6 protein-coding genes and 2 pseudogenes are annotated in these 11,107 nt (G+C 54.8%); 7 read left to right on the forward strand and 1 reads right to left on the reverse strand.

Features of this window, described 5'->3' with window-relative positions:
* Window positions 1-531 (forward strand): RNA-guided endonuclease InsQ/TnpB family protein (locus tag E2481_RS18440; RefSeq protein ID WP_136718624.1); only part of this gene is annotated, 531 nt, incomplete at its 5' end.
* A 100-nt stretch (window positions 532-631) separates the two neighbouring features.
* A complete protein-coding gene (locus E2481_RS19115) occupies window positions 632-766 on the forward strand; it encodes a hypothetical protein (protein ID WP_256867920.1) in 135 nt (44 codons plus the stop codon).
* A gap of 807 nt (window positions 767-1,573) precedes the next feature.
* On the opposite strand, the gene E2481_RS18445 is transcribed toward E2481_RS19115, so the two are convergent.
* Window positions 1,574-2,650 (reverse strand): transcription initiation factor IIB family protein, encoded by a 1,077-nt coding sequence (locus E2481_RS18445; protein ID WP_136718625.1) that lies wholly within the window; start codon window positions 2,648-2,650, stop codon window positions 1,574-1,576.
* Between the two features lie 1,202 nt (window positions 2,651-3,852).
* Here E2481_RS18445 and E2481_RS18450 point away from each other — a divergent pair.
* From E2481_RS18450 to E2481_RS19275, 5 genes and pseudogenes are all read left to right on the forward strand, one after another.
* On the forward strand, window positions 3,853-4,731 hold the full coding sequence (locus E2481_RS18450) for a hypothetical protein (protein WP_250137895.1): 879 nt from the start codon (window positions 3,853-3,855) through the stop codon (window positions 4,729-4,731).
* The gene (locus E2481_RS18455) at window positions 4,728-6,980 is read left to right on the forward strand and encodes a DEAD/DEAH box helicase (protein WP_136718626.1); all 2,253 of its coding nucleotides are present in this window, start codon (window positions 4,728-4,730) and stop codon (window positions 6,978-6,980) included. The genes E2481_RS18450 and E2481_RS18455 overlap by 4 nt, the downstream gene beginning before the upstream one ends.
* 67 nt (window positions 6,981-7,047) lie before the next feature.
* Window positions 7,048-7,239: a hypothetical protein gene (locus E2481_RS18460; RefSeq protein WP_136718627.1), complete on the forward strand. Its 192-nt coding sequence runs from the start codon at window positions 7,048-7,050 to the stop codon at window positions 7,237-7,239.
* 3 nt (window positions 7,240-7,242) lie between these two features.
* A pseudogene (locus E2481_RS19270) lies at window positions 7,243-9,945 on the forward strand (Eco57I restriction-modification methylase domain-containing protein); the annotation flags it as partial.
* Window positions 9,946-10,245: 300 nt separating this feature from the next.
* Window positions 10,246-10,992 (forward strand): annotated as a pseudogene (locus E2481_RS19275) (TaqI-like C-terminal specificity domain-containing protein); the annotation flags it as partial.
* Window positions 10,993-11,107: the final 115 nt, after the last annotated feature.

Genomic DNA, 11,107 nt, shown 5'->3' on the forward strand with positions numbered 1-11,107 from the left:
GTTCGGCGGAAAGTCTTGGACTTTCAGCATAAACTTTCGACGTGGTTGGTGACGGAATACGATGCGGTGTTCGTTGAGGATTTGGACGTGAAGCGGCTGCTGGAAGGCAGTCAGAACGCCCGGAATAAGCAGGACGCGGCGTGGCGGCAATTCATCCAACTGCTGGAATACAAATCCGACCAGCATGGCTGTCACGTCCGGCAGGTCAAACCAGCAAACACCACCAAGATGTGTAGCGAGTGCGGTGTGAAGACGGACAAGCCGCTCTGGGTGCGTGAGCATAGTTGTCCGTCGTGTGGGTTTGAGTTGGACCGTGACTGGAATGCCGCACTCAACGTCTTAGAACGTGGTTTGAAGCAGTTAGGGCTGGGACAGTCCGAAGTAGAACGCCTGTTGGAGACTGGAGCCGCTGTGGGTGACGACTCAGACGATTCTGAGTCGGTGTCTGCAAGTTCCGTCGTTGAAACAGGAAGTCCGACGCGAAAGCAAGGAAGCCCCGACCTCAAGGAAGCGGCGGTAGCCGCTGAGTAGGTCGGGGTAGTTCACGAGCGGAAGACCTAGGGCGAGGGAACCTGTTTCCGTCCGCGAGTTTGCAGTAATACCTATCCCGGAGCCGGTTCATACGCCGGTAATGAGTCTCCTTGACTGGGGCCTCGGAGTCGACGACCAGTACATCGAATGTCGGCAGTGTGGCTATACAGTGGATGATCCTGCGGCGTCGTGTCCAGGCTGTGGGTCGAGCGAGATCGCCGTCTACGATTTCTGATCTCTGGAGACGTACCCAGAATCTCGTTGGTGCCGATTCGCATCCGCGAAGACGAGAGGGGGGCCCTGAAATCAGCAGTTCTCACGATTGGATATCGCGCGGCTGCTCACGACTCGACTCTCATTGATCCGGTCGAAGAGTATCGCCGACTGGATCCAGTGGCGAATCTGCAGCCCTACTTCCATCACCAGTTCCGACCGACAGTGGTCTCCACATGCCGCCGCAGACTGTGTCAAATACGATATGGTAGCCAATTCGATCGTGGTCGAGACAACAGCACCGATCTGTTCTAGGGAGCGCTACGGCCTGCTGGCACACTAAGAATGGTGGGATATACAACAATAATGAAAATTGGGCATATTCACTCCGAAAATCGCATGACTGCACCCGTCTGAATCACGGTTTCAATCAAACACTCTCAGTTGATTCACCACAAATCGCCAGACTGAATCCGGTTTTGGTCGGTCTGATTCACGCCTTTATCTTGCCCCACGAAAACCGGCCCCGAAACCGCGTCTCTCAGCTGAAAATCATAACTTTGCGGTCATTCGCTCGCGCCGATTGGCGAGTCGTCCAGCGTGGCCTGGGGCCCACCACTATCGACCCGCTTCTACCGGAGAAGTGTCTGCTCTGCGACACAGCGTCAGTGAGCGAGGAGATCACACCCGGCGGAGCCACAGCGACCCGTGCCACCCCTGTTCGAGAGCACATCGCCACGGTGTGATGCAGACTCGAGCACACCACCCGGAGTGTATGCCCTCACCCTCGACGCGCTCAACACCTGCGCAAAAAAGGGGTGCAGGACGTCTATTTGAGGGTGATCGTCGCGTTGGGCTGGAGCACGGCGTTCGGATCGTCGCTTCCGTGCTGGTCCACGTAGGCGTCGTACAGCCGGGGATTGTACTGGTCGAGCTTACTCATCGACAGCTCGACTACCGGGTTGGCGGCGTCGACGACGGCCTGGCGGGTCCACTGCTTGCCGTCGGTCAGTCGATCGGCCGTGTAGACCGCTGCTGCTGCCACCGTCAGCCGGGGCGTCCCCGACCCGATCCCCTGTTCGTCGGCGATCGCGAGCAGGTGCCGGGCCAGCCGCCACGTCCGGACGGCCGTCCCACCGTCGCCGGCGTCGAGCCCGTCGAGGACGGTCGTGACGACGTCCTGCCGGACGGGTGGTACGTCCAACCCGAGTTCGACCCGGAGCTTCCGTGCGGCCGCACACAGCCGCTCGTGGTTCGTCTTGGCGAACTCGGCGACCGTCTCGGGGTCGTGGGCAAAGCCGGCGTCGCGGATCGCCAGCAGGACTGCCCCCGCGGCGAGTGACTCCCAGGCCATGTGGCCGCCAGGCAGCCGCGCTTCTTTCGCCTGGCGCATCCACCGGGCGGCCTCGATCGCGACGACCTCGGGCAGGCCGAGCGCGCTCCTGAGCAACTGGATGTCGTAACAGACGTCGTCGAGGCGCTTCGACCGGTGCCGGTCACCGGTGTAGGCGTAGCGGCGGTGTTTGGTCAACATCCGGTTGAGCTGTTTGGCGCGTGTCGTCGAGGGGGCACAGCTGTCGATGTCCGAATGCCAGAACGTCGAACCGATGGATTTCCCGTCACGGAACGGGTTCGTCGCTTCGACCTGGTACTCCTCGCCGGCTTTCGCGCCGGTTTCGGCCAGCGTCGGCTCGCGCTCGAGGTACTCCTGGGCGACGATCAGCCCACAGTCCTGGCAGAACGACACCTCGTCATTGCTCACCAGGAGTGCATCACAGTCCGGGCACGCCGACCGGTGTGTCGGATCGCGCTCGACCGTCACCGACTCAGCCGGCTGGTTGTCCGTCTGTTGGTTGAAAGTCTGTACGTCCGTAACCGTTTTTTCCGAGAAGGTAGAACGAGACATTGCTAACACCTTGTGGGGCGCTCACCGCGCCTCGCTTCCACGCCGGCGAGCCACGGCTGTCGCCCCACGCCCCGCCCGGCGGCCGACTGCACGTCACGAACCAACCAACCGCCGGCGTCGCGACCTGCCCCGGACGGGCCACCCCCGTCTATGATCTGGTCGAAGACCAAGGGCGAGCCGCCGGCTCGCCCGCAGTTCGCACGTAGGTGGTCCGTCAGGCCGGCCCGCTCGCCCCGCGAGCGGGAGGGCCCCTGAGCGCCCGGCACGACGGAGTCACATGGGATGGAATCCGCGCCGCGCGTCGGATGGAATCCCATGTGGGGGAGTCGCGCCCGGCAGCCCGGACCGAGCGCTCTGCGCTCGCGTCCCGGCAGCCCCCGCGCAGGCTCGCCATCGGCGAGCGGGGGCGCGTATCCGAGCACCCACGGCGCGCAGGAACCGGGGCACCTACGTGTGAACAGATTACTCTCACGACGCGAGTCGCGCGGTTGGCCCGCACCGCGCGACCGAGCACCGGGCGGGACCCGCGCCGCTTGGTCGGCGCGGGTGGGCCCCGGCGCGCAGTCCGCGCGCCTGAGTGCCTGTGGTCCGTGCGCGTGACTCCGACGCGTGCGCGACTGGCTGTTCTGTCTGAAGGCGCGCCGGATCGCGAGACAGGAAGCGACCCACGCTATCGTACAGCGTCGCTTGTAGACGCGTAGCCATGTAGCAGATGGCCCACGGGCGGGCCTGGTGGACTGTGAGGGCGAGGCCGGCGAGGTGCGACGGCGGGAGCACCTCGATGCGAACGGGGAGCGGGAGCGACCCGTGAGCAGGTCGCGTTCGCGTGGTCGTCTGTGCGGGCCCTATCCTCTGAATATCCCGCACAGCGACCGCGGGCCGGCCGCGGGCTCACGGGTTGTTGTTCGTCGACGCTGGATCGGCCGCTCGGGTGGCGGTGGCTACTATGTCGAGAACAGTTCACCCTCTAAGTCAGAGTGCCAGATTAAACCTGATTAGCGCGATAATCACGACCAGAGTATCCACTCGTCTATCATTTCTGATCTACTAAGGACAGAGGAGACCTAATCGAAATCCTCTTTTTCAGGCCTATCAGGTTGAATCAACCCTCAAACGTGCAGGGTCGAAAGTCATCTGCCAGGTGGTCAGCTGCGTTTCCCTCGACATGAGTGTGATAACTCATGTACTCCCCCTTAGGGAGTGTGCCTAAGGGCACGAGCGAAAAAACATACCCCGCCTCCGCACAGCAGGTTCCAGTTGATCCACTTGAAACGGTGGTTGTGGCCTCCCCGTCCGGGAGTTTTATTTCCCTGCCTATTACGAATGTCATTACACCAATGGGAGTCCTGGCGCTCGATATCGAACCCGCAAGCCCATTTGAGGAGCCAGATATGGAAGAAAACGCTACACGTTGCTTCGAGTGGATATCTGTGGGCGTAGCGTACAGGGGCGATGAACTGAACGAGCCAGAGACTTCTGTCCTCTTCCGACAAGGTGGTTGGGAACCAGAGCACACCGCTGATTTGTTCCAACAGCTGATCGGCTGGTGTGAGGACCGAAATGTCGATCGGACTTTGACTTACAACGGCACACGCTTTGATGTGAAGCATTTGCTCAACTGGGCAGAAGAGCTCGAAGAGTCTGGTGAGTGGTCTGGTCTTTCCTCCGGTCTGAAATCGTCTTGCCCAAACCATATTGATCTCGCGAAAGCCGCCACTGAGCGTCACGAAGATGAACTTCAAGACGGTCAGCCGATTCTCCCAGACTGGTTGGCGTACAAACTTGAGAACATCGACAACGACAGCATCTGGTATGATGACTATGACTTCGATAGTGGCTACCGTCTTGAGATCGAGGACAAGTTCGTAAAGGGCGTTCATGTCGGCCAGATTCTCGGTGAGAAGTACGTCGAGGGCGTTCAAGCAGGACTTGACGACACGCGCACACATCAGGAACTGAAACGACTTCTCTACGACTACAGCATCAGCGATATTGCCGATCTATTCGCTTTGTACGACTCGCTCGGTGGGGAACAGTTAGAGGATGACTTCCACTATCCGATTGAGGAAATCGAGCGATGAGCGGTATTGCCGGTCTTCCAGCAGATGACGCCGAAGTCGTCGAGGAGATAATGGATGCTCACGGCTACGACTCGCTCAAGGAAACTCAGCAATTGGCCTTTGAGGACGGTATCCTGAATCCTGGCAACCACCTTCTGGTTGCGGAGACAGGCAACGGGAAGACACTCTGTGCTGAGACGGTTACGAAGAAACACCTGGAACAAGATGGCCGTGTCGCGTATCTCGTTCCCTCCCGTCAGTTGGTTCGAGACAAACGAGAATCGATGCAAGAGTGGGGTGCAGATGAGTATCGGATCTACTCGGGGCCAAGTGCTTACCAGACTGGGGATGTAATCGTCGCGACGTTCGACTCGTTCTATCGGGCGATCCTCCAAGACAAAGGAAGCGCCCGAAATCTTGATCTCGTCGTTCTTGACGATTTTCACGAGATATACGGTGGCTTCCGCGGCCCTGCCATTGAGAAGGCCATAGCAGCTGCACAGTACGAGGGGATCGAGATTTTTGCGATGAGTGCTACTCTGGGAAACCCCGACGAGTTGGCGGATTGGATGGGTGCTGACCTGACAATTAGCCCAGAGGGACGACAGATCGAGATAGAGGAGGAAGCGATCCAAGTCGGAGAACAGGAGAAAAAAGAGGCACTCGTCAACTTCATTCAAACTGAACAGGACAAAGCACCGTTTCTCGTTTTCAATTACGCCAAGCCATGGACTGAGTCCAGGGCAAAAGCAATCGCGAAAACTCGACTCTTTAGCGACGCGTCGGATCGCGATTTCCTAGCTGAAATGGAGAAGAAAGTCAACGGTGAGATAACCAGCACTCTCGAAGATCTGGCTCGGCTCATGGACGGTGGCGTCGCGTTTCACCATGCAGACCTCCCTCAGGAGGTCAGACACTGGATAGAAGATCTCTATGATGAGGGTGAGATCCAATGCCTCTGTGCGACGACGACGATTGCCTATGGATTCGATTCGCCAGTCCAGTCGGTAGTCGTCGCGGATATCAAGCGAGGCCCGTCGCCTGTCGGCGTTTACGAGTACGTCCAGTGGATTGGCCGCGCTGCTCGGCCAGGATACGGTTACGATAAGGGCTACGCGTTTACTCTCACGGACGATCCAGAGGAGACCATTCAGCGGTACTTCGAACCCCACCGGGAGTTAGAGCCGGTGACGACGCATATCGAAAATCAAGTTCGGTTCCGATGGCTCCTTCTCGAACTCATCGTTACCGAGTGGGACACGCCCCACGAGATTGAGGCGTTCATCAAGGAGATGTTGTACTGGCAGCAGATGAAACAAATTGGCGCATGGGGCCGCGAGCACGGATCGAAGGATGAACGCCTCAACGACCGACTACGGCAGACTTCCGACTGGCAGATTGAGCACGACTTCACCGCAGAAAAGGACACAGCCCGTCAGTTCCAGCCAACCGCGCTTGGTGAGGGTGCTGTCGATTTCGCCTTTAATTCCTTTTCAGACGCAACGCTCTCCGCGATTCGCACCTTCTATGACTGGCTCGAAGCGGTGCCAAACGACGAGATCACGAAAGCAGCTCTCATCTACCAATCGACGCTCCTCGCCGATCGCTCTCTCGATAGAAACTGTTCGGGGGAGTTAGAAGGGCTTCTCCAAGAAAACGATCTTCCTGTCGATAAGTACGGTATAACTGCAGGCGTCCTTCGATGGTATTGGATCAAGAACTTGGACACACGCAAGATTGAGAACCAAACAGGAGTCGATGGTGCCTATATTTCGAGTGAAGCAGGCCGTATCGCGGACACTCTGGACGCGACGAAACATCTCATAGATGCCTCTCCCGATATCCGCCGTCCAGATTGGTTTGACATCCTCAGCTTCCGGGTAGATCGAGGCGTTCGTCGGGACGAAGTCCCGCTGGTCGAAAACGTTCGCGGGCTGGGGCGACATCGAATCCGTATGCTACGCCAGTACCTCAACAGACCGGGAACGGCCATGGCTGACGAGATCCCGGACGCATCCCTTTGGGAACAGGTGATTGCACTCTACAAGGCGGCTGATAGTCCTGATTTCTTCGAGGACCTTCTCAATGGGAACGTCTCCGGAATCGGGAACAAGACCGCGGAACGGCTTCGGAAATTCGTAGAGAGTGGATCTGTGGACGAGCAGTATCTTGAGAAGGAAACCAACAACGCTGAATTTGAGACTACTGAGACACAAGATAGCAATACGGACTTCACAAGGGGAACCAGCCTCGATGATTTTTCGGATTAAATCCCTCATCTGCGTATAGTCTAGGTAAAGACTATATCTCTCGGATGAACAGTCTCGGTCATCACACATGACCCGGAAGAAAATCGGTCGAAATACTGGAAACTCGGGCCGGATTAATATTTCCGGGTCTGAGCTGGAAAAGCTCGATGTAGAAATCGGCGACAAAGTAGATGTGGATGTCGTCGACGACAAGGAGATCGCACACGCACTGATTAACAGCAAGGAATCCGACGAGTTTCTCATCGTCATTCCTCGATAATTCATGCAAACGTCACTCAGCTACCGGACGAATCGCGACCTGTTCTCGAACTACTACCTTGATGAGCACCTCCCCGAGACCGAGGCGTGGGACGAACTCAGCGATGACGAACTTCGCGAGGCGAAAGCGGACATCATGGAACTGTGGGACCGGGAGAAGGGGACTGCTCCTAAACGCAACGAGTCCCAGCTTGAAGAGAAGTTTATTCGGCCGATGTTCCGGAAGCTGAGTATCCCCTTCGAGGTTGAGGAGAGTACTAGTCGGACGCAACGCCGTCCCGACTACGGCTTTTTCGAGTCCAAGGACGCCGCTCGTAGTGCGTTTGAGCGTCGTGATGAGGGCGGTGATTTCTACAGAGACGCCGTCGCCGTCGCGGACGCCAAGCGCTGGGGTCGGCCGCTCGACACCCGTGGGAGTGGTGAACACGAGCGCGACTTCGAGAATCCGAGCTATCAGATTCACGTCTATCTGCAAGAAGTAGACGATGCTCACTGGGCTGTCCTCACTGATGGAAAAAAGTGGCGTCTCTACTATGGTCCGACGAGTCACCGGCTTGATTCCTACTACGAGATCGACCTGCCGACTGTTCTCGAAAAGGGCGATCTTGAGGATTTCAAATACTTCTATCTCTTCTTCCGACATCGCGCGTTTATCGAAGACTCCAGCGGAGATTGCTTCTTGGACGATGTCTACGACGAGTCCAATGTTTTCGCCCACGAGTTGGGGGAGGACCTCCAAAATAACATCTACGAGGCGATTAAGATCCTCTCTGAGGGGTTCATGCAGTATCCGGACAACAACTTCTCCGAGGACGATCTTGACCTTATTCATGACAGTTCGCTCATCTACCTCTATCGGCTCATCTTCGTACTTTATGCGGAGAGTGAGGGCCGTGACCTGCTTGACACAAACAACGAAATCTACGAAGAATCCTACAGCCTAAACTCTCTCAAGCAAGATATCGCGGACGAACTGGACAGTCCGAATCCGAAATATCAGAACTGGCAGACCAAACTCTGGGACCAGCTAGAAGACCTATTTAACCTCATTGACCGGGGCAGCGAGTCTCGTGGCATCCCTGAGGAAGATCTTCACATCCCGGCATATAACGGTGGTTTGTTCAGAACCGAGACTGACGAAGGCGACAGCGTCGAAGCCAAGTTCCTCGCAAATCATCAGGTTGGTGACTCCTATATGGCTGAAGTCATTGACTTGCTGACCCGGAGTCAAGAAGGTAGCGGTGGTGGGAAAATCTTTGTAGATTACTCTTCCTTGGATGTCCGGCACCTCGGGAGTATCTACGAAGGACTGCTTGAGTACAAACTCAACATTGCTGAAGAGCCACTGACTCTCGATGATGGGGAATACGTCACCAGCGATAATGGCAACGAGATCGTGGTTCAGGAAGGGGAAGTATACCTAACGACGGACAGTGGTGAGAGGAAGGTCACTGGTTCCTACTACACACCGGAGTACGTCGTTGAGTATATCGTTGAAAATACACTGGAGCCACTTGTTGAAGACTGTAGAAAGGCCGCGCTGGAGAAAAAGGGTTCGTATAACGGTTTAGCTCAGGCCTTTGCAGACGAAGTGTTTGATCTAAAAATCCTTGATCCAGCGATGGGGAGTGGCCACTTCTTGACGAATGCAGTTGACTACCTTGCTCGTGAAATTATTGATGCCCAGCAGAAGCAGGCCGCACAGCAGGGAAATAAAACGGTTAACGATGAGCACGACATTAATTGGGCTCGTCGGCAGGTTGCTCAGCGGTGTATCTATGGTGTCGACCGGAACCCGCTAGCTGTCGAATTATCAAAGGTCTCGCTGTGGCTTCGGACGCTTGCAGCAGAACAGCCACTAGCATTTCTGGATCACCACCTGAAAACGGGAAATTCGTTGATGGGCAGTGATATTGAGGCCGTACTAGATAACGGGGAATCGGATATTGAAGGGGGTCAACTTACACTGCAGCAGTCATTTGACCGGACGCGCCGTCAGGCTCTTGAACACGTTACTGACCAATTCGAAGAACTACTATCCATTGATAACGAGACTTTGGACGACATCAAAGAAATGGAAACTGTCTATGATGAAGTCCAAGATGACCCATTATATCAAAATCTCATCGCAATGGCGAACGTCCATACTGCTGAGCAGATTGGATTAGATATTCCGAAAGATGCCTATGAACGAATGGCAACTGCTCTACGCGACGATAATTGGGAAGACATCGAAGAACAAGACTGGTACCATTCTGCTCAGCGGATGGCTAATGATGAGCACTTTTTCCACTGGGAATTGGAATTTCCAATTGCATTTTATCAGGAAGATGGAGAAAAGAAGGATAATCCAGGGTTTGACGTTGTAGCCGGGAACCCGCCATGGCTCAACGCATGGAGAATGACTGATGAAATGCCTAAACAACGGGAGGCCATTAAGCAGTTGTTCGAGTCTTCAAAGCTATTGGAAGGACACTGGGACTTGTACATCCCGTTCATAATCCGGTCATTGAACCTCTGTCGAAAAGGAGGTCGCCACTCGTTTATTCTTCCCAATTTGGTGCTAGCAGAAAAATATGCGAAAGATCTCCGTCGTAGTATTCTTACAGACCACACACTCGAAAGCATTCTTGACTTTGGGGCAAGGAACGTGTTTGAAGACGTAGAGCGTCAATCAGTTATTTATATTGTCAAAGCACACGATGACAAGACTCCCTCCCATGAAATTCAAAGCTGTGTAAATACTGATCCGTTTGATTATAATACCCTGACCGATGTTGATCCAGAGGTTTGGCTCAATGCTTATAACTGCCAAATTCGACTAGATGAAAATTACGTCGAAAAGTACGCTCCACTCATAGATAAGATTGAAGATAATTCAAACCTGTTGGGACAGTATCTTTACGTGAATGTTGGTGCGACTGTAGCCAGCAGTAGATCTGGAGGGTTCGTTAAGGATGATGTTGTTTCTGAGGAACCAGTTGGCAACGCGAAGAAATTCATCCAGGGCACTAATATTAGCCGCTGGTACCTTGACTGGGATGGCGAGTGGCTTGATTACAGGCCTGACGAAATGTCCGGTCCCCGCCAGCAGGAAATGTTTGAGTCTGAGAAGCTATTGGTTAGGAAGAGAACGGATGAGGGAGGATGGATTGCTGCCGTCAATGATGACGAGGGGATGTATTGTGACGACACAGTATTGGTCTGTTGCGACTATGATGCTCTTGAAGGAACTGGTGCTACTATTGATTTCGAGGGCTTCGAACGATTAGATGAAAATCTTAATCTCACCTATGCTGTTGCATTAATCAACTCTACGCTGATGACGTGGCTATTCAAAAATAAGTTCGAAACAGGCGGTCTTCAAGGCACTTATTCCGATGTATGGCCACAATCCGTTCGATCTTTTCCGATTCCAGAAACCCAAGGAAGGGACTATCCTCTAAATCGATGGGAGAGCAAAGCTCTTGAAATTCTCTCTCCTCAACTGAGGAGCAAGGTAGAAAAAGCTGAGAAGCCAGAAGAACTCCTATCGGTTATTTCTGAATCCGTAATTGAAGCAATTGAGGAGCAAAAACAACTCAACCTCAATATCCTTGACTATCTTGGAATCGCCAGTGATGAACTTCCAGATTCAATGGCGGACGACAAACTTGAAAACCTGCAGATGCCCGTCAGTGGTGTCGCGGATACACCCCTCACCGAGACAACTGAAGACTTAGACGGTCTCCGTGTGGAGGGCCATCCGTTCTAGTTTAGTGGAGAAACACCACGCTATCTGCTGATTGGAGACCGTCGCAACTACCTGTCTGAGAAACCCGGTGGGAGTTATGCCCTACTCACCACCGGATTCGGTGATTGTTCAGCGG

The organism is Halorientalis salina (assembly GCF_005049285.1).
GTDB lineage: Archaea > Halobacteriota > Halobacteria > Halobacteriales > Haloarculaceae > Halorientalis > Halorientalis salina.